Below are 20566 nucleotides of genomic sequence, written 5' to 3'. Positions count from 1 at the left end.
CATCAAATTTCTATACTTATTTCATCATGTCGGCAGCAATTCGGATAACCTCCTCTTTGGTTAAAGAAGAAGACTCCGGTGCAGCAGTCATATCGTATACTACATTTTGTTCTGGATCCGTCCAGACAAGTCTGTATCTATACCCCAACTTTATTTCATTGTTTGTAGTTTCCGTATAGATCAGTTGGGTTCCGTTAACAAGAATATTCTGTACGATTGTGGTGTTCGTCCTTAGTAAGCTTTCCACCGTTCCGGACTTTGCCTTGATGTGTTTGGCATTAATTCTTACCATACTCTCCCCTTTTTTGTATCTCATCGACGAATAGTCATAATTAATACTGGCCGTAGCTTCTTTTTTCCACATAACCCGGTAACCGCCTTCCAGCTTTATACCATCAGTCAGGGCAAGCAGTTCATTCTCGTTGACCTCAAAATCAGGTTGTATCCATGCTTGATCAAAAACATACCCTTCTGGCAGATACTCCGGACGTGGCAAATATGGCACCTTATACTCTTCTGCTTTGGCTAAATAACTGGAATAATCATTAAATAGCATCGCAGGAATAACTCTGCCAAGCTGAGGACGTTCATCTCCAGCACCTTCCTTTTTTAACACGTAAGAAGCGCCCTCTCCCGGTAGTAATAATTTCTCTACAACTCTATATGCCTCTAAATTTTTTTCACTCAGCAGCTCTTCTTCTTTGGTCGCCACTCTCTGAGGAATTTTTACCTTTGAAGGAACTAACGGATTCTTAGATACTTCAATCGTCCCCCCTTCCTTCGTTGCAAGAAGCGGCTCGTATGGCAGCACCTCATATTGAAATTTGGCAGCTTGCCAGGGACTCTCCTTAAACAAGGAATAGCTGCCTCCTATCAAGACAACCAGGATCAGCACCGCTGCCCATCTCCTTACAGGCCTGCTCCACATGCGCTTACGGTATCGTTTGGCATAGGTTTCTGGCTCCACTCTATGCATAATATCTGGGATGTCCCCCTCCTGCTGGTGAGGTACAGGCTTAACAGCAAGGTGACCATTACCTAGCCCGATGGCTTGCATTACAGAATCATGAACATCAACCAGCGGAAGTTTGGCAGAATTATCCCCCTCCTTCAGAAACAACTCTTCGGAAGTCAATTCGTCCTTGCGCATAGTTGTTTCTCCTTTCTTTCAATGACTTCTCTGAGCTTGCACCTTGTCCGCTCGTACCGTTTCCTAACTGTGACCGTACTTTTACCCAGAATTTCACTAATTTCTGCAAATGATTTATCTTCAAAAATGCGCAAAATCAACAGATTGCGTTCCTCCACGCTAAGCTTTTCCAGGGCAGAGGCCACGGATTCACTGAACAACTGATTTTCTACCATTTGTTCAGCGCTTTTAGTGGTTACATCCTGTCTGAGTAACTTTCGCAGCTGATTTTGAAATTTCTTCCGGCGCAGTTGATTCAGGCAATGATTATAGGAAACCCTGTAGAGCCATGAGTTAAAACTCACCTGAGACTCAAAATGGCCGATGTTCTGATAAGCCTTAATAAATATGTCCTGAACCGCATCCTCGGCTTCTTCCTTATTGTTCAACAAGCGAAAGCAGTAGAGGTAGATCCGTTGTTGGTAGAGTCTGATAATATCTGAAAAAAGGTAGACTTCCCCCGCTTGTACCCGCTTTATCTTTTCTTCAATAGAGTCCACGACTGTCTCCTTTCTACTATCAGTACAGTTATAACACTTGAGCGGTCTGTTTCGTGACATTTTTTTCCGTTTTAGCTCCGATTTAACGGAACATACACAAAAAAATCGCTGCTCCTCTCCGCAGGGAGGTGAGCAGCGATGCTTAAAACAGAAGAACGCAAGGGATGGTTATACACGTATTTCCGCTCTTCAGATTAAAAATGAACATGAGCTAATTCAGAGTTTTTTTCTCTGCTGCCGGGACTACAGCTTCCAGATACGGTACAGGATGACTGCCGCTTCAGCACGGGTAAGCGTATCGTTCGGCGCAATTCTATTATTCTTTCCGTTTACGACTCCGGATTTGATCAACAATGATGCGCTGTCTTTTGCGTAGCTGGATATACTTGCTTCATCTAGATAAGCAGCTACAGTACCGCTCGCCTTAACTTGCTTGCCGGCTGCCGCCAGCGCGCGTGCTGTCAGCACCATCATATCTTGTCTGGAGATATTGCTATTGGGTCTGAACGTATCATCTTTAAAACCTGTAGCAATTCCCAGTTCCTTCGCGATGACCAGTTCATCATAATAATAGTCCGTCTTTTGGACATCGTTGAACATTATTGCACTTTTGCCCGTTCCCTTCAGTTCAAGCGCTCTTACGAGGAGAGCAATGAAATCCGCTCGTTTGATTGAATCTGCAGGTGAAAAGTTGTTCACCGACGTTCCTTTGATGATATCGCGAGCCGCCATAACGCCTATAGCTTGTTTAGCCCATGACAGATTCTGCAGATCTCCGAAGTCTTTCTTTACGAAGGTTACTGCATAAGTGCTGAAGTGGGTTGTTTGAAAGACAACCGTTTGGGTTGCAGCATCATATCGACCGTTCGGAACCGGCATTACGTTGCCTTTGCCATCGATGTACCAAACGACGATAAGCTCTGGATGGTTAAGCTCCTCCGCTGTCGGCACGTAAGGAATGGCTATCGTTACAGGTGCGTTAGGGTTATTCCAAGGAATAACCCTAACGCACCTGCTACTAAGCTTAGACCGATAATTGGATGGTTGCCAATCATATTGCGGGTAGCTGCTTCCAAGCTGTCCGTGGTGACTTTATTTATTCGTATGGATACTTGTTCAGCACTGTCTGTTACATTGGACAACATATTGCTTGGAATTTGAATTGTGGTTTTTTCCGTCTTAAGCAATAGTTCATAGTTTTCTTTCCCCATTAGACTTTGGGTCGGTAATTGTATATCATACCCTTTCGTGTCCGTTTGCTTTGGCACTTCAATGATAATTTGTTTCTTGCCGTTTGCCGCTACACTAGCCAGTTCAAGCGCTTTTTTCATGTTGTCGCTGGAGATCGTACCTATGACATACCCATTATCGGACTTTACCTCCAGTTTAATCGTAACAATACCATCTTTGTTTGTAATGGCTCCAGGTTGTGGAGTTGATACAACATTACCGGTGCTGCTACCCGTTGGTGCATTTGTTGGCGCTGGCGTCGCTGTTTGAACAGGTGTCGGGGTTGCCGATGGTTCCGTTGGGTTTGTTGGATCCGTTGGATCTGTTGGGTCAGTTGGGTCTGTTGGATCGGTTGGGCTCGTTGGTGTCGGTGTCGGTGCTGTTGTCGGCGTTGGGGTTGGTTCCGGACCGGCAGATTTCCCCTTTAAAGTAAGCACACCATAAACGGATGTGTCCATATACCCAGTTCCACTCGTATCGTTCCAAGCCGCGACACTTTGACGTGAGCCCTCTTTAGCATCGTTGATCTGTACATCGAAACCAAGCTTTTTATCGTTGTCCGGAGTGATCCCTTGAAGTGGAATCTTCACTTCAACCGTATAGTTTGTTCCGGAAATCTGGGTTGCCGATTCGAAGCCGGCTGCGATACTTGAAGGATTAAATGAAGTCTCGTTGTCAAAATTGACTCTGTACTGGCCATCATCATCTTGATAAAACGTCGTTTTCCCATTATTTTGGTCCACGAAGATTTCAACCGAATCCTGTTCATGTGCATTCACGCTGCTCTTATCAAGCTGCGTATCACTCACCTGGACTAGGACATATAAATATTGATCATCCCAGAGTGCTTTTGCTACTCCACTCGCTCCTTGCCAAGCGGTTTGATACCGATTGACCGGAATCTCAGCGGTTTGGCTCCAGATCTCGTCAACTGTTCCGTCTATAACAGGTGCAGCGAATTTGGCAGTAGATTGATTGGCTTCTACTGATTCAGGCTCATGCTCTTCAATGAAGGTATCAGGATCGATAACGCCATAGTAAGCCGGCTTAGCTTGCAGATTTTTATCGAATAACAACGGATTGGATGAAGCTCTCCAGCTTGTGTTATCATCCATTCCCCAGAAGGTAACACGTTTGATAGAATCAGCGTGATCCCTGAAGATATTTAACAACTGTGCATACAGATAACCCTGCGCATTAGCAAGCTTTTCAGAAAGCTGATAGTTGCTTCCGGCCTGAATGTCCAGCTCAGTTATGCTTACTTCGACACCCAAGGAAATGAACTTTTCCAAGGATAGCTTCACATTCTCTGGGTTCGTATTGATGCTGTAGTGCCCCTGCATGCCAACCCCGTCGATAAGCAATTTGCCAGGGTGAGTCAGCGCGTACCTATCATTGATTTCTTTGACCATACTGTAGATGGCCTGCGCTTTATTCTGATTGTCTTCGTTATAATCGTTGTAATAGAGCTTAATATCCCAATCTGGATGCGTGTCCAGCACTTCTCTTGCCGCCAGGAAGGCTTGCTCTACGTAATCTGCTCCAATAGCACTTTTCCATGGGGCGGAACGCAGCGCAGTTTTCCAATCTGTTGGGTTGGATGGGTTATCGCTCATCGCCTCATTTACAACATCCCAGGAGATCACCTTGTCACCAAAATGCTCCATAACGGTTTGGATATGGGTCTGCAAATTCATAAGAGCTTCATCCCGTCCCAAGGGGATCGTGTTGTTAGCTGCGTCTGTTGTTGTATTCAGCCATGCAGGCGATTGTTGATGCCATACCAACACATGTCCATGCATCTGCATGCCCTCAGCCAGTACTTTATCTACAATTGTATCTGCCGCGGTAAACGTGAAGTTGCCCTTCGTAGGCTGCAACGCGTCCGGCTTCATGGCATTACCTGCCGTAGCAACATTGTGATGCATTTTCAGAAGCTCAAGTCTGACACCTTCCAGATCCTCAGCGGTTATCGCATTTCCGATCAGAAAATCACTCTGGTAAGCATCCTTAATCGGCACAAGATCTTTTTCGATATCAACCGGGCCAGAGCCTACCTTTTCAAAATTAATATCATCGATATAAAATGAGGCCGCGCTATTACTGGAGCTTTCCACATAAATGGTCAAATACTCACTGCTTACATTGTTATAACGGTAAGTTCCCTCGAACTGAATCCAGCCATCGCTTGCGCTGATGGTTTTAGGTGCGAGCTGCACATAATTGGCGCTGCTTCCATCGCCAACCTGCGTGGACAGCTGAAGCTGCGAGCTTGCTGGCTGGATCAGCTTGACCCATAACGAAATTTTATATTCGTAGCCTTTGTCCACAAACTTCTCCACACGTAATGTCGGCCCATGCCATGTACTGGTTCTGCCCTCAACCTTCAAAGCGTATGAACCACCATCTGTATGATTCGCTTCATTAGTAACCGTAAGCGTTTCAGTACCTGCTCTGCCTTCAAAACCACCTGCCGTTTGATCCTCAAAAGTAACAGTGGTAAAAGGTAAAGCTGGGTCTCTAGGTGTTTCTGGTGTTGGAGTTGGCTCTACTGTAGCCACCTTTTCTGTGACCAATACATCCCCAATGTAGAACGGAACCGTTTTCCCGTCATCGTTGGATTGAACACGCAGCGTTGTATCTTTGTCCGTATCCACGGTAAATTCTTTCGTCAAGGTGACCGCTTGGCCTGCTTCATAATTCACATTTGCCAAAAGAGCGTAGCTGCCTATCGCTTGAAGATAAGCTTGGGCACCGCTAGGTACAATCACATCAGCGTCTACATACACGGATGCAGTTACCGTGTAGGTTTTGCCGTTTTCTAGGCCCATATCGCTGAATTTAAAATCAGCCGCGTCCCAGTTATTCGCTCGGTTGCTTACATATAAAGCTGCACCGTCAGCATTGCCCGCAAAAACTTTATCGGTCACAGGTGTAAGGCTAGCACTGCCTGCTTGAGCTGCAATACCCTTGCCACTCGCAAAAGTTTCGTGATATACCGTTACCGTATCTGATGATACTGTCGTATCCTGCACCGCAGCTTCAGTAACCGGAGCGATCCAGCTTGTCGGAATAAGCAAGGCAGCTGCGAGTAAAATCGAGATTACTTGTTTAAGCATTCTACTCATTTAATGCATTCCTCCTCTAGTGATTTTCATAAAAATCAGTTAATGACCTACCTTATTAGCACCAGCCCTATATTCCCACGCTAATTTCTTTACCTGCTAAATCCTCAATTTCAACAGTGGCACAATCATTCCGAAGAGCAGTAGAACATCATCACAAATGAATCTTTTTACTTACAGACCCCCTCCTTATATGTAAACGCTTTCATGTGTACTCACACTATTTTACAGCCTCGCTGCTACGCACTACTACGCTAATATTAAAGGTGTTACCCCCCATAATTATAGGAAAACGTATGTATGATTAAAGATTCTACGTATTTAACCCAAAAGAAAACCCCACTTACGGACCGTTGAACGTAACGGAAGGTAACGGGGACTTGGTTTGTTATTTGTTCTGCGGCGTAATTAAATTGTCTGTTTGGATAACGCTCCAAAATATTCTACAACTACCTCCCGAAATTCCAAAGCAGCCTGCGAAATGTACCGGCTCCTGTGCCACAATAAAGCTATCTCCCTTTCCAATTCGTGATTCTCTACTTGGAGGTATTGGATATCTTCCCGTGAATTCCGTGCCGTGCTTGGTATGAAAGCTAAGCCAATTTCAGCTTCCACAAGAGTGCTAAGCCTTGCAGGTTCATCCCCCTCATACACATATTTAGGCACAAATCCAACCGATTTGCATACAGAGTCTATTAAATCGCGAGTACCATAACCACTCTTTACACCAACAAACCATTCATCCCTTAGCTCTGTCAAAGATACGCTGCCTCGATTAGCCAGCCGATGCCCCTTTGGAACAGCCACAAGAATCGGATCGATAAAGACGATTTGACATTCGATGTCATCCCCTTTTATTGGAGGTGAGGATAAGCAATAATCAACCTCTCCTCTATTAAGAAGTGTAACCATTTCCTGCGTGGTCAACATTTGCACATGGTATTGAATATCAGGCCGCTTTTTCCGAAACTCTCGCAGGATATTGGGTAATGTGCTTGCGGTCGTCACCGCTAATTCGAGTGTGCCATGTTCAGGACTGGATAAATCGCTAAGCTCCTGTTTTCCCTGCTCCAATTCAAATAATGCCCTTTCAGCTCGGCGAAGGAACCGGCTTCCGGACTCATTCAGTCGCAGCTTTCTTCCTACCCGATCGAATAAAGGTACCCCCAGATCCTCCTCCAAACGCTGAATCGTTTTGCTTAGTGAAGATTGAGTAACGTGTAGATTTCGTGCAGCTTCAGTCATATGTTCCAACCGAGCTACCGCGAGAAAATATTGCAGTTGCAGAAGTTCCATTTCGCACCTCCATTCATTCCCTCAAGTCAATGAGATCATAACATAAAATGCGTTGGAATGAATAATCGATTTCAAGTACGATGACATTAATAAGCTTTAGGGGGATTTAAAATGAGTGTTCGCAACAGGTGGTTAATGATTTCAGTAGGTCTGGGGATTTTATTGAACCCTTTAAATTCTTCGATGGTGTCTGTGGCTATTCCAAGGCTGCAAAATGTATTCCAGCTTGACTATACAGGTGTTTCCTGGATTATTTTTTCTTTTTACATTGCAAGCAGCATCGCTCAACCTGTCATGGGAAAGGCCAGCGATTTATTCGGCCGGAGGAAAATATTTCTTACCGGGCTTGTCGTATCCTTCATTGCAGGTTTATTAGCTCCTCTCTCCCCAAACTTTGGCTGTCTCATCGTGTTCCGTATTGTGCAAGCCATTGGAACTAGCATGATGGTTGCCGTTGGAATGGCCATTGTGCGGATTCATATTACGGAGAAACAAGCGACCGCACTGTCTGTTTTATCCATCTTCCTATCCGGCGCGGCAGCAATTGGACCCTTTATTGGCGGGGTTATTATTCACTGGTGGGACTGGCCAGCTATCTTTTTCGTCAATATTCCATTCGTGGTGGCGAGCTTTCTATTATCTTGGAGGCATATCCCCAAGGACGAACCGTCAACAACCATTACCCGGGGAATGTCCCTGCGCAAATGGTTTGATTTGATTGATGCGTCAGGAATCCTGCTCTTCACTGTGGGGCTGGTTGGCGTGCTCCTTGGATTGCTTTCAGCAAAATCATCCGGACATATCTCATTAATACATGTCATTACCTTGCTAACAGGACTCATTCTGCTGGGGGCATTCGTCCGGCATGAGCTAAAAGCGGCGTCACCCTTTATTCCTTTACGTACATTTGCCAAATATCCGGCAATGACTTGGGTTAATGTTGAATTCATGCTCGTTAATGTACTTTTTTACTCACTCTTTTTCGGGATTCCATCCTACTTGCAAATGGTACGTCATGTCAGTGAATTCCAAACTGGGATTCTCATGCTAACGCTGGGATTATGCTCGCTGGTTACTGCTCCAATAGCAGGACGCTGGATCGATAGATCAGGACCCCGGCCAGCATTGCTGGTGTCCGGGGTCCTGATGACATTGGGATCAGTGTGGCTTGTGACCTTAAATCAGACTTCACCGGTGATCAGTGTATGTGTGGCTTTAGCTGCATTTGGTATCAGCAACGGATTGAACAATGTCGGCCTGCAAGCAGCCTTGTTCCAAAGTTCTCCAAAAGAAATCATCGGTGTAGCCTCCGGATTATTTAATACATCGAGATACCTGGGAACCATTCTCTCTTCATTGTTAATAGGTATCATAATGGGAGGTAAGTTTAGCTTCGCGGGATTTCAAGTCCTTGGGGTTATCCTCACGATAATTGCATTGTCTTTGGTATTCATGAGTCGGAAGCACCGTGAATCAGGGCAATTGCAGGAGTCGGCTAATTCGGGCGCTAACAAATAGGAAAGTACAGACAAATAAGACCTGTCATCAGACAGGTCTTATTTTGTTCTTTTAACGAGATCAATTGATCCCCCTTCTGCCACTTATAGAGTTTTTAAGCTTACATTGCATATAAAAGGTATATACGATACTTCCAAAAAACAATCCAACAGTTAGCCCATTTGCTGAAGAATAAATGATATGAAATACGCTGCTATGGTAAAAAATCAACATCACATTCAGAATATATTTAACAATAAAATTCAGTAGGACAATAAATAATGGAAGATAACTTTTCTTTTTGAACACTACTGATTCTTTTCTAACAAAGGATTGGTACCTCTTATTTAAAAGATAGCCAATCAGGAAACCTGGAATGATAAAGATCATATAACTCGTCAACGTTAGACCTAATTGAGGAAAAGTAGTTGTTATTGTCCGTAATCCCCATGCCATAAAAATAAGCGGGGCAATAAACATCCGTGAAAAAATAACAGGCCGTTCCTGAGAATTTTTAATCCCCATTATGAACAAAAGAATGAATAATATCCACACCCATGATGGTGTGCTTGAAATTACTTGTGTGACTGTAATGTGCATTATATTTCCTCCTTGTATAGAGCGTTGCAGTTCCACTGTGTTGCCTTACTAATAATAAAAAATCATAGGGACTAACACATCTACACAGCGATTGATTTATAAGCAACGATACCTCTATCTAGAGATATACAATGTTTGAGCAGACCCCACAAACAAAACAAAAAAAGACCGGTTGTGGCCGGTCTTTCTAACTACATGGCTATTTTTTTTATAGAACAACTTCTCCCTCTGTTACTCTACCATCCCTGTCCGTATAGCCAATACAACAGCTTGTGTACGATCTTCGACCTCAAGCTTTTGGAGAATACGATGAATATGAGTCTTAACCGTGCCCTGTGAAATATTCAGAATTTCCGCAATTTCAGAGTTCCTGCGCCCGTATGCCATTTGTTGGAGTACATCAAGTTCACGTTCGGTCAGAGATTCAGAAAAATCATCTGATGCTTGCTCTGTTTTGTTTAGTTTAGCATCACTCGAAATGGCTGCTATAAGCGCCTTACTTGCAGTAGGTGTCCTGTAAATTGCATTACCTTGATTCGCCCAGCGTATTCCCGCAAGAACTTCTTGCATATCCGTATCCTTCAACAAGTACCCTACTGCGCCTGCACGTATCCCTTCAATAACATAGGCTTGAACATCAAAAGTGGTTAGAAGTACAATCTTAATTTCTGGACTTACACGGAGAACTTTGCGAGTTGCTTCAAGCCCCGAGGAATTAGGCATTTGAATATCCATTAACACAATATCGGGTTTAGTTTCAAGTGAAACAAGGTAAGCTTCCTCCCCATCACAGGCTTCTCCTACGCATTCCATATCAGGTTGTGAATCTATAATGTACCTTAATCCTTGCCGGACGAAAGGCTGATCGTCAGCAAGTACAATCCTAATTATTTTATCCAAGTGAACTACTCCTTCTCTTCCACAATAGGTCTACATGCAACGGGAACGACTGCCTGCAGGCGAAAGCCATGAGGTTCTATAGACGAAAAAAAACAGTAGCCCCCCGATGCTTTACACCGCTTTGTTACGCCATTTAGACCATACCCTAAATTTAAAGGTTCTTCTTTAGCAGTTACTCCATTGTCTGTGACCGTAAGGTAAATCGTATCGTTTACTTCTTCAATATCAATGCTGGCAATAGTCGCATTTGAATGACGAAGCACATTGGTTAATGACTCCTGCAGAACTCGATATAACACGATACTTGTTTCAATAGGCCACTCTGTGACTTCCGATTTTTGATTAAGTTTGAACTGTATAGAAGATCTGCTTTGAGTTTGGGCTACGAGGCCTTTTAAAGCAACTAGCCCTAAACCCATTTCGTCATTTGACCATTCCTTTACCGCAACTCGAACTTCCGCCATAGCTTGACGAGCAATAGTAATTAACTGGCTGGTGGACTCAGCTGCTCTTTTAGGATCATTTACTTGCATAATCTGAAGGGCTTGCAATTGTACTATCAGTGAAGTCAATTGATGACCCAGTCCATCATGAATTTCGCTGGCAAGCCGGGTTCTTTCTTCTAAAGCTGCATAACGTACCGAATGAACCATAGCTTCTTGAAGTTCGTTATGCGTAGTCTCCAGCTCTTTATGAGTTTTATTTAACTCTTCAAGGTGGAGCGTTGTTAAGTAGTGAGCATCTCTTCTGATTTTTATACTTCGCGCTACGAGGATTACACAAAGCAGCCCTAAAAAACTGCCTAAGGACAATGAATAAATCAGAAAAACAGCAGTAAGTGTAGTGATTCCAACAATAAAAGAAACACGGGGATAAACTCGATTCATAAATAGGATAATAAAATAAAGCGGCCATAGTAAACTTGTATTCGGTGAGCCAAAAACATAATGAAGCACTAATATAATCAAAATCATTATAAAAGTAACAGCATAATATTTCACTTCAGTCCACCAAGCGTTTTTTGCCCAAATCAACACCATATATAGCAACAACACGATCAGACCACCTAGAAGGTTAATGAATCCTTGACCGCTATAATCTTTGTAATAGGAAATTGCTAAGAGCAATGACCCAACGAAACGAACCAGATTTACATATATTTTTTCTTCCTTGAATGTAAACTTCACGAGGTTCCTCCAAATTTCTATCTAGTTCAGAACTCAATTTATTACAAGGTTCGACAGTATTAATACTATACGTCAAGCTCAATGCTCAGTCCAATTTCAAGCTCAAAAGACACATTTATAATGTAAAAACAGTTTATGCAGCTCGATATTTTGAAACTTGTCCCGGCTTGAACCGTAATTTTTAAGAACAAAGACACAGCACAGCAGAGAGGAGCTATCATTAGTGGAATATTACCGCAACAATGTAGCCGACAGTTTACAGGATGTTCAGAGTTCAGCTAACGGGCTTACTTCGGCAGAAGTCGACAATCGTCTAAAAGATTATGGTTTTAACGAATTAAAAGGAAAGAAAAAAGATCCTGTTTGGAAGCTTTTTCTTGAAAACTTCAAAGACCCTATGGTAGTCGTACTGCTTATAGCCGCCATTGTCCAGATTGTTATGGGACAAGTTATGGAGTCGCTTATTATTTTCCTCGTGTTGATTCTCAATGCAGTTATAAGTGTCATCCAGACCCGTAAAGCGGAGAGTTCACTTGATGCCTTGCAGCAGATGTCAGCACCCGAGGCCAAAGTGCTGCGTGATGGAGAATTAAAAACCGTCCCGGCAAGGGAACTTGTACGCGGTGATATCGTCTGGCTGGAAGCCGGCGATTTTGTACCCGCCGATGGCCGGATTATAGAATCGGAAAGCTTAAAAATAAATGAGGGTATGCTAACCGGAGAATCCGAAGCTGTGGAAAAGCATACAAATATCATCGCGAAAGAATCTCCGCTTGGAGACCGGCGTAATATGGCGTTCAGCGGTTCACTAGTTGTATATGGCCGCGGAACGCTAGTAGTAACGGGAACTGCACTCACTACCGAAATCGGAAAAATTGCTGAACTCATTGAAAGCGCCGAAGCCAAGCAAACACCGCTGCAGCGCAAGCTCGAAACATTCAGCAAGCAGCTGGGGGTAGCAATTATACTCCTGTCCATTGTAATCTTTGCCATCCAGGCCGGACGTGTTTGGTTATCGAATGAGACTGTGGATACAACAGAAGCTATCCTGAATGCGTTAATGTTTGCAGTCGCTGTGGCGGTTGCTGCGATTCCCGAAGCTCTTTCCTCAATAGTAACTATTGTCCTATCCGTAGGTACTAATAAGATGGCTAAGCAACATGCGATTATTCGTAAGCTACCCGCTGTCGAAGCCCTTGGGTCAACCAGTGTCATCTGTACAGATAAAACCGGTACCCTCACCCAGAATAAAATGACTGTTGTAGATTACTTTCTACCAGAAGGTGACCGTGATCAATTCAATCAAGCGCCTGAAGAATGGTCTGAAGAAGCCCGGCGGCTCCTGCATATTGCCGTGCTCTGCAACGACTCTAACATTAATGAGGATGGTAAAGAGCTGGGTGATCCTACAGAGGTAGCACTTATTGCCTTCAGCAACAGCAAGAATAAAGATTATAAGGAAATACGCGATAATTTCCCTCGCGAAGCCGAACTACCTTTTGACTCGGATCGCAAGCTGATGACGACCTTGCATACTTTTAACGGACAAAAAGCAATGATTACTAAAGGTGGACCCGATGTGCTCTTTGGTCTATGCTCGCATGTACTGTTAAGTGGAAAAGAAGTGCCGATGACACCAGAAGTTCTTGAACGCTTCTTCGAAGCCAATGAGGAGTTCTCCAGCAGAGCACTCCGTGTACTTGCCTATGCCTACAAAACCGTACCAAATACAGTTACTGAAGTCGGATTGGAGGATGAACAAAATCTAGTGCTCGTAGGTTTGACAGCTATGATTGATCCACCTCGGGAAGCTGTCTACGGCGCGATCGCAGAGTCTCAGAAGGCTGGAATCCGAACCATCATGATTACCGGTGATCATAAGACAACCGCACAAGCGATCGGCCGCGATATCGGTCTGATGACTGAGAATGAAATTGCCGTAACCGGCCAAGAACTCGATGCCATGTCTGACGAGGAACTTGATCAAAAACTTGAACAGATCGGTGTCTACGCCCGTGTCTCTCCGGAGAACAAGATCAGAATTGTCCGCGCGTGGCAGCGGAAAGGCAAAATAACAGCCATGACCGGTGATGGTGTAAATGACGCGCCTGCTTTGAAACAAGCAGATATCGGAGTTGCCATGGGCAGTGGAACCGATGTTGCCAAAGATGCGGCTGCCATGATTTTGACCGATGATAATTTTGTATCCATTGTCAATGCTGTATCTGTGGGCAGAACGGTATTTGACAATATTAAAAAAGCGATCGCCTATTTGTTCTCAGGTAACCTGGGTGCAATTATCGCCATCCTCTTTGCCCTTATTTTCAACTGGATTAATCCTTTCACAGCGATTCAGCTTCTATTCATCAATCTGGCGAATGATTCTCTGCCCGCCATAGCTCTTGGGATGGAAAAACCTGAACCTAATGTGATGAACAGAAAACCAAGAGAGCTCAAAGAAGGAATATTCGCAGGAGGAATGATGCAGGCCATTGTCACTCGTGGTCTACTCATAGGTATAGCTGTTATCATATCCCTGTATATCGGACTTCAGGATTCGCCTGATATGGGCGTAGCTATGGCATTCACAACCCTGATCTTGTCTCGTACATTGCAGACCTTTGCCGCCCGTTCGAACAGTCAAACTGCTATTGAAGCTGGCCTTTTCAGCAACAAATACGTCATCGGAGCCGTTCTGGTCTGCTTTGCCTTTTACGGCATTGCGGTTCTGCCAGGAGTTAGAGAAATCTTCTCGATTCCGGCTTCATTTGGAATGTCAGAGTGGCTGATTGCAGCAGGCTTAGCCCTCGGCTCCCTCATCCTAATGGAATTAACGAAGGTTGTTCGAAGAGCTTTTACACCCAAATCTGTTGAACAGAACCCTGTAAATTCCTGAGTAAGCTATAATCGACTGAAAAAAAAAACAGCGATCTCCAATGATGGAGTATCGCTGTTTTTCTGACATCTAGAGTTAAACCCAGAAAAGCTTCTGTTGATTTTAATCAAAATAAAATAATTCTTCGAATTTTTTATCCAACGCAATACATAAAATCAAAGCTAATTTTGCAGTAGGGTTAAACTGTCCGGTTTCAATCGAGCTTATAGTATTTCTTGAGACACCCACCATTTCTGCCAATTGTGCTTGCGATAATTTTTGTTCCGTTCTTGCTTCGCGCAGTTTATTTTTTAAAACCAAAGGTTCACTCATACTAATCACTCATCCCATAAAAGTAAATAAACAAAAACGAAACACTTATAATTAATCCTAAAATGAAATTGAGTAAATGCATCTTTTTCTTAGTTACAGAATACATCCCAAGACCTTCACAGCTCAAATATCCAAAAAACATGGCTATCAAGGCTTTTAATGCAAGATTTGTTTCCTGACTATGATTATATAAACTGAAGACACTCAGAATGCAAAATACAATCAACATTCCAATGAATCCGCTTTTTCTGCCTTTAGCAAATACAAATTCTTTTCCTTCGTCTCCTTTTTCATTTCTGCTTTTTTCTAATATTTCTTCCTTTTTCATAAAAATTTCTCCTTTCAAATTGAAAAGATGATGACAAGTTTTCTTGTCATCATTATTATAATACGCCAAGTTTTCTTGTCAAATAAAAAATAGCCCACTTCAATCCAAAGATTGGTAGTGGGCTATTTTCTATACCTTCATATATTGGTTATATAATTGCTCGAAAGTATTGTATCGTTCGACTTTCCTGCCTACCTTGTTGTATTCCTCCAGATATTCATCCATGACCTTCAGAAACTCATTTTTAAAGACTTGAAGATGGTCAGAATCAAAATACTGCATGATATCAAACTTTTTAGTTCCCTTCCATTCTGTCATTTCATCAAGAAAACCTTGTATGCCCATTGCTGCAAGATACGCATACGATCTATCACCCGATTCTACACTTGCTATAATCTTATTGCGGTAGTTGCACCATAATTCCTCATAAGTTCCGCCAAGATTATCATAACTTGGGACAGGCTGCACTACAAAATCCTTATACATTTTATTATATAAATCATTGATGTTTTTAAGGGCCTTATATGCTGCACTTCTGATTTCATCGATAGTCTTCGCCTCTATCACAGCCATATATGTCTTTTCAAAATCATCAGGAACATAACGGTACGTAGCTATTTCCTCTAAATATCTCTTAATTCCCCGTTTGAAATAAGTATTGTTCAAATGAGTTAGCGCATTTAACAAATTGTATAAAACTTCGCTTGAAGCATACCTTACTGCTCCTATATGTTCAGAAAGTAACGTATTCGCATATTCCTGTTTTGCTATGTCTATACACTTTTTCGCTCTACTGATACATTCTCTCCCTATAGGCATTGCCAGAGCATCGAGTGCTCTCTGTTTATATAAATTTAGCTTTTCCAAATATTCGGGTTTTGCACAGTATAACACCTGTAAATCCACCAGACATGAAATCATTGGACTCTCGAGATTGGCTTGATCTTCTATCCTTGTTTCCCATGGCGTACAATATAGATCGTATCCAATATCATCCAAGATAAAACACGAAGATATTCCCCAGCCTTGCTCTGTGTTATTAATTATGATTAGATCAAGATCGCTTTTTTCATGAAAATCCCCAGTACTAAAAGAACCTGTAAGCCCTATAATTGCAATATCATCAGAAAAATCTCTCTTAGCCCGTTCAATGACCATGCTAATAAGCTTTTCATTTTTGATTAAGATCTTTTCTTTATGAACAGCATCCATATCCATGTCCCCTCTCCAACCTTATTAATTCTATTGTATAAGCATATTGTTAGAGTAGGTATTCCAACTTTAATTATATTAAATCTATACCAAGCCTTTCCTCTCCTTCAAAGAAAACAAAAAAACGCGCTGGCAAGAGCATAATTAGCTTCTCTCCAACGCGATTTATAGTCATTAGTGAATATTTTTCTTTTTAAAACTGCCGCCCTTAACTTCTGCAACATCGTAGACTACTACAAAAGCATTCGGGTCAATTTCACGAATAATATCTTTTATTTTACTTTCTTCCAGACGGTTAATGACACAAGTGATTTCTTTGAATTGTTCATTTGAGTAGCCGCCATAAGCATCTGTATAAGTTGCTCCACGACCCAATCGGTCACGAATAGTCTCGACCATGATTTCCGGTTGAATAGTGATGATTTTAAACGTTTTAGAGCCACTCAAACCTTCTTCAATAATATGAATGACCTTAGAAGCAATAAAATAAGCAAGTGCTGATAGAATAGCCCCTTGTAGGCCAAATACTGTTGAAACAACAATAAAGACAAACATGTTTAGAAATAAGATTAAATCACTGGTCCCAAAAGGTAATTTTCGTGAAAGTAAGACAGCTAACATATCTATCCCATCTAATGCTCCACCATTACGTAAGGCTAACCCCATACCAAAACCGATAATAATCCCGCCAACAACGGTAATTAATAAGGTATCACCTTCTATAATCGTCGGTACATGATGCATAAGACTAGTGCCAATAGCCAGTGAAGCAATACCGATAACGGAATAAAGAGCAAAGCTTTTACCAATTTGCTTATATCCTAGCCACACAAAAGGGATATTAATTATGCCAATTAGCAGCCCTAGCGGTAAGCCAAACAGTTCAGAGCCAACGATGCTTAGACCTGTGACACCTCCATCTGAGACGTTGTTGGGTATCAATACGGATTCTAGACCATAGGCAGCTATTAGCGCCCCAATAATAATCATGAATACTTTTGAGAATATCTTGAGTTTATTTGATTTCTGTTTACGCGTTTCAATCATTGAATTTCTCCGTTTCACATTGCTTAATTTAGTCCATAAAAATTTCCTCTAAAGGTCTTCCGTCACCTGGATTAAAATCAATCCCTAAAATTTTTGCCATCGTGGGGGCTATATCTACCATTTCGATGTCCCCTATAGGATACCCATTTCTAATCTTTTCCCCGGAGACAACCAAGTTGCATCTATAGCCGTCTTTATCAGGAGAATAGCCATGCGTGGCAAATTTAACGCCTTGTTTGTCCAAATCAACAATCGTTGGTTCATCCATACTTTCGTCGAAACAATAACCTCTCTTAGCCTCAAGCATATACTTTGTGGTTTGGCCCACATGAACATAATCCAGTTCATCTCTAGCATACAATTTCTCTATACCTGAAGATTCATCTCTCATATTATCTCCAATAACAGCTAATGCTATTTGCTCAGCTTCTTCATCGCCCTGCCGGATATGCAAGTAAGCCGCTCCACCCCCACACTGAAAGTAAGCTCTCCACTTCATTTCGCCGTTCTCTTCATAGATCAGGCCCTTTTCCTGCAAAAGGTTGTTCAAATGCACTCTGTACCTAACATTAAACTGGCCATGGTCCCCCAAAATTAAAAAAATCGTATCATCCTTCATCCCCGCTTCATCCACTGCCTGCATAATATCGCCTAACCTTTTATCCATACGTGTGATTACCTGCTTCACTTCGTCACTGTCAGTTCCATAAGCATGTTTGGCATCATCCAGATCGATCAGATGCATCATTAGAAGATTAGGTTTTTTGCGCTTAATCGTGTCTATAGCACATTTGGTCGTGAAGTCATCCAGATAGGGCTGCTCAATCCCTTTGCGGATCCGGCCATATTTCAGCTCCATATCCACGCAGTATAAGGGGCTTCCGCTTTTTAATATCTTCAGTGCCTGATTTTCGTTTTTGATGGCTCTGATTTCAGGTATATTGTATTGGATGGAGGATTTACCCGATACTGGCCATAGGATTCCGGCTGTGCTCATCTTATGCTCGCGCGCAACATCGTAAATCGTTGGCACCTTGATCGCATTTCTAAACCAGAACCAATTCTGCTCCTCTTCCTTAATAAAAGGCTGAAACGGATTGTTGTGATGGATGCCATGCTTATCCGGATATACACCGGTTGCTATGGTCGTGTGCACTACATATGTGAGTGTCGGATACACACTTTTCAATTTATGGCTATGAGCTCCGTTTTTAATTAATTTACTTAAGTTTGGAAGCCGGCTGGCCAATGCCCAGTGGTCTTCTGAAAAGGCATCGTAAGAGATGACGATCAAATGCTTGGCCATAGCCGTTTGTGCTTTAATTGACTTCATAGAATAAGCCCCTTAGGTTCGTCATGTTCAGGCTGCTCTTTAGGTAAAGTTATAAATACGAATAATCCAATAATAAAAAGTGGGATAATCGCTAAAATACTAAATTTAGCATTACCTGTTAAGGTTGTTGTTAAAGACATTACAGCAGGACCAACAATGGCCGCGAACTTGCCAAAAATATTGTAAAAACCAAAGAATTCATTGGAATTCTCCTTTGGAATGATCTTCGCATAATAAGACCTGCTGAGCGCCTGAATGCCTCCCTGAGCGGAACCAATTAGCGCACCTAAAATAAATATATGCCACACTGAAGTGATAAAAAAAGCCGCGATGCAGGAAATGATATATGTAACAATCCCCACGATTATCAAAGTCCTGGCGGAGTATTTTTTGGCGAGATTACCATACAGGATTGCACAAGGAAAAGCGATGATCTGGATAACTAATAATATCCCCAGTAAGGTAAAGGTGTCAAAAGCATCCGCACCCAGAACCGATGTGGCATAGGGCACCACCATTTTAATAATCGTATCTACCCCATCAATATAAAGAAAGTACGCAATTAAGAAAACAAATACAACTTTATGCTGTCTAACATTCCTAAAGGTGTCTCCCAGTCTTTTAAAACTGTTGATTACAGGTCTTGGTTCAGGCTCAATATAATATCTCTGCTTCACATCTCTGATCATGGGTATGGTCAACAGCCCCCACCAAAGGGCAGTAATGATAAACCCAATCTGATAACCGATCGACTTATCCATCCCCATAAACAGAATCAATAGCAGGCTGATGCCAAATGGAATGACGCTGGCGATATATCCATAAGCAAAACCTTTTGTGGATACCTTATCCATCCTTTCATCAGTGGTTATATCCACAAGAAAAGAGTCATAAAAAATATTGGCTCCGGCAAAACCTATAACAGACAGGATATAAAACACAATCAATAACTGCCACTGCCCGCTCGCAGGTGCAACGAATGCCAACGAAGCCGTAGCCATCACACCTATCAAAGAGAAAAATAAGAAAAAGCGCTTTTTCTTATCCTTGTAATCTGCGATCGTGCCTAAAATCGGACTAAGGATAGCCACTAGAATACTCGCAATGGAATTAAAGTACCCTAAATCCATGCTGCTGTTAACATTTGAAAACATGCCAAATACAATAGGCAATAAAGCAGTTGTAACCGCCATCGAATAGGCCGAATTCCCACAGTCATATAAAATCCATGATTTTTCCTCTTTGCTAAGTTTCATCTAACAGCCACCTTTTCACCTATTTGTAACTGTTATATCATTTCAGCATAAGAGGCATGTTAAATGAATGTTAATTCCATCACAACTTCTTCATAAAAAAAACGACCTTTTAAAATCGAAAGGTCGCTTACTCGCATTTATATATGAATTTAATATTTGACGAGATATTCGCAATATTCATCCCCATTAACATTACATTTTATTTCCCGGACGGAAACCCGCTTTCCACGAATTTTAGTAAGTGCTCCTTCAATAATGGCCCCCTCCAGGTCACAAACCATTTTTCCTTCCATAATAGGTAACCCTTCGCAGAAACAATCGTGTACTGCAATCGTCATCCCCTTGTCATCTTCATGGGTTATTATAGGAATCCCTATCTTCAATTCTTCGAATAACTCGAATAGTTCATTAACCGAGGTAACACCAAATTCTTCCCCAATTTTTCTTCCTATAGTCAACGTTGTACCCTTACCATTCATGGGTAACGCTTGATATAAACCAATCAGTCTAATCGTTCTGAAAAGCTCTAAAGGTACGACATTACCTAAATTTTTTCTCTTTATTTTTTTCATATCTGTAAAAGTAAATTGATCCATGCCAGTAGCCTCCAATTGCTTATGTAATTTATATTTCAAATTTAATTGATATATTGAGTATA

At 42.2% G+C, this 20566-nt stretch carries 17 protein-coding genes; 2 read left to right on the top strand and 15 right to left on the bottom strand.

The annotated features are described in order from the left end of the window. Positions 1 to 16: 16 nt before the first annotated feature. The 5 genes from NSQ66_RS07370 to NSQ66_RS07350 form a co-directional block, all read right to left on the bottom strand. The gene (locus tag NSQ66_RS07370) at positions 17 to 1150 is read right to left on the bottom strand and encodes a hypothetical protein (RefSeq protein ID WP_076141185.1); all 1134 of its coding nucleotides are present in this window, start codon (positions 1148 to 1150) and stop codon (positions 17 to 19) included. Next, positions 1132 to 1689 carry an RNA polymerase sigma factor gene (locus tag NSQ66_RS07365; protein WP_036675772.1) on the bottom strand — a complete coding sequence of 186 codons (558 nt, stop codon included), beginning with the start codon at positions 1687 to 1689 and terminating at the stop codon, positions 1132 to 1134. The genes NSQ66_RS07370 and NSQ66_RS07365 overlap by 19 nt, the downstream gene beginning before the upstream one ends. Before the next feature lie 243 nt (positions 1690 to 1932). Then, positions 1933 to 2640, bottom strand: coding sequence for an S-layer homology domain-containing protein (locus tag NSQ66_RS07360; RefSeq protein WP_339279640.1), 708 nt, complete (start codon positions 2638 to 2640; stop codon positions 1933 to 1935). 17 nt (positions 2641 to 2657) lie between these two features. Further along, complete coding sequence (locus NSQ66_RS07355) at positions 2658 to 6047, bottom strand: endo-1,4-beta-xylanase (protein ID WP_339279638.1); 3390 nt, start codon at positions 6045 to 6047, stop codon at positions 2658 to 2660. Between the two features lie 405 nt (positions 6048 to 6452). Continuing rightward, positions 6453 to 7340, bottom strand: coding sequence for a LysR family transcriptional regulator (locus tag NSQ66_RS07350; RefSeq protein WP_076141183.1), 888 nt, complete (start codon positions 7338 to 7340; stop codon positions 6453 to 6455). A 111-nt stretch (positions 7341 to 7451) separates the two neighbouring features. Between NSQ66_RS07350 and NSQ66_RS07345 the strand changes: the two genes are divergently transcribed. Next, positions 7452 to 8858: an MFS transporter gene (locus NSQ66_RS07345; protein WP_036675777.1), complete on the top strand. Its 1407-nt coding sequence runs from the start codon at positions 7452 to 7454 to the stop codon at positions 8856 to 8858. 60 nt (positions 8859 to 8918) lie between these two features. Here NSQ66_RS07345 and NSQ66_RS07340 read toward each other — a convergent pair whose 3' ends face one another. The 3 genes from NSQ66_RS07340 to NSQ66_RS07330 all read right to left on the bottom strand — a co-directional run bounded on the left by NSQ66_RS07340 (position 8919) and on the right by NSQ66_RS07330 (position 11524). Continuing rightward, the gene (locus tag NSQ66_RS07340) at positions 8919 to 9437 is read right to left on the bottom strand and encodes a DUF6622 family protein (protein WP_036675779.1); all 519 of its coding nucleotides are present in this window, start codon (positions 9435 to 9437) and stop codon (positions 8919 to 8921) included. A 231-nt stretch (positions 9438 to 9668) separates the two neighbouring features. Then, a complete protein-coding gene (locus NSQ66_RS07335; RefSeq protein WP_076098888.1) occupies positions 9669 to 10337 on the bottom strand; it encodes a response regulator transcription factor in 669 nt (222 codons plus the stop codon). 5 nt (positions 10338 to 10342) lie between these two features. Continuing rightward, a complete protein-coding gene (locus tag NSQ66_RS07330) occupies positions 10343 to 11524 on the bottom strand; it encodes a sensor histidine kinase (RefSeq protein WP_076141182.1) in 1182 nt (393 codons plus the stop codon). Positions 11525 to 11747: 223 nt separating this feature from the next. Here NSQ66_RS07330 and NSQ66_RS07325 point away from each other — a divergent pair, with 223 nt between their 5' ends. Continuing rightward, the gene (locus tag NSQ66_RS07325; RefSeq protein WP_038569401.1) at positions 11748 to 14420 is read left to right on the top strand and encodes a cation-translocating P-type ATPase; all 2673 of its coding nucleotides are present in this window, start codon (positions 11748 to 11750) and stop codon (positions 14418 to 14420) included. Between the two features lie 102 nt (positions 14421 to 14522). On the opposite strand, the gene NSQ66_RS07320 is transcribed toward NSQ66_RS07325, so the two are convergent. The 7 genes from NSQ66_RS07320 to NSQ66_RS07290 all read right to left on the bottom strand — a co-directional run bounded on the left by NSQ66_RS07320 (position 14523) and on the right by NSQ66_RS07290 (position 20504). Beyond that, entirely contained in the window at positions 14523 to 14732 is a 210-nt protein-coding gene (locus tag NSQ66_RS07320; protein WP_036675786.1) for a helix-turn-helix transcriptional regulator, read from the bottom strand. A gap of 1 nt (position 14733) precedes the next feature. Next, the gene (locus NSQ66_RS07315; protein WP_036675787.1) at positions 14734 to 15060 is read right to left on the bottom strand and encodes a DUF6442 family protein; all 327 of its coding nucleotides are present in this window, start codon (positions 15058 to 15060) and stop codon (positions 14734 to 14736) included. A gap of 129 nt (positions 15061 to 15189) precedes the next feature. Further along, positions 15190 to 16278: a nucleotidyltransferase domain-containing protein gene (locus NSQ66_RS07310; protein ID WP_249267681.1), complete on the bottom strand. Its 1089-nt coding sequence runs from the start codon at positions 16276 to 16278 to the stop codon at positions 15190 to 15192. Between the two features lie 168 nt (positions 16279 to 16446). Next, complete coding sequence (locus NSQ66_RS07305; RefSeq protein ID WP_036675789.1) at positions 16447 to 17319, bottom strand: YitT family protein; 873 nt, start codon at positions 17317 to 17319, stop codon at positions 16447 to 16449. 28 nt (positions 17320 to 17347) lie between these two features. Then, positions 17348 to 18652 (bottom strand): ectonucleotide pyrophosphatase/phosphodiesterase, encoded by a 1305-nt coding sequence (locus tag NSQ66_RS07300; protein WP_076141181.1) that lies wholly within the window; start codon positions 18650 to 18652, stop codon positions 17348 to 17350. Continuing rightward, a complete protein-coding gene (locus NSQ66_RS07295) occupies positions 18649 to 19908 on the bottom strand; it encodes an MFS transporter (protein ID WP_076141180.1) in 1260 nt (419 codons plus the stop codon). The genes NSQ66_RS07300 and NSQ66_RS07295 overlap by 4 nt, the downstream gene beginning before the upstream one ends. 149 nt (positions 19909 to 20057) lie before the next feature. Further along, positions 20058 to 20504, bottom strand: coding sequence for a V4R domain-containing protein (locus NSQ66_RS07290; RefSeq protein ID WP_036675792.1), 447 nt, complete (start codon positions 20502 to 20504; stop codon positions 20058 to 20060). Positions 20505 to 20566: the final 62 nt, after the last annotated feature.

Origin of the sequence: Paenibacillus sp. FSL H3-0329 (assembly GCF_037963285.1) — a bacterium.
GTDB classification, from domain to species: Bacteria; Bacillota; Bacilli; order Paenibacillales; family Paenibacillaceae; genus Paenibacillus_AQ; species Paenibacillus_AQ odorifer.
This window is presented reverse-complemented; position numbering and strand designations above follow the sequence as displayed.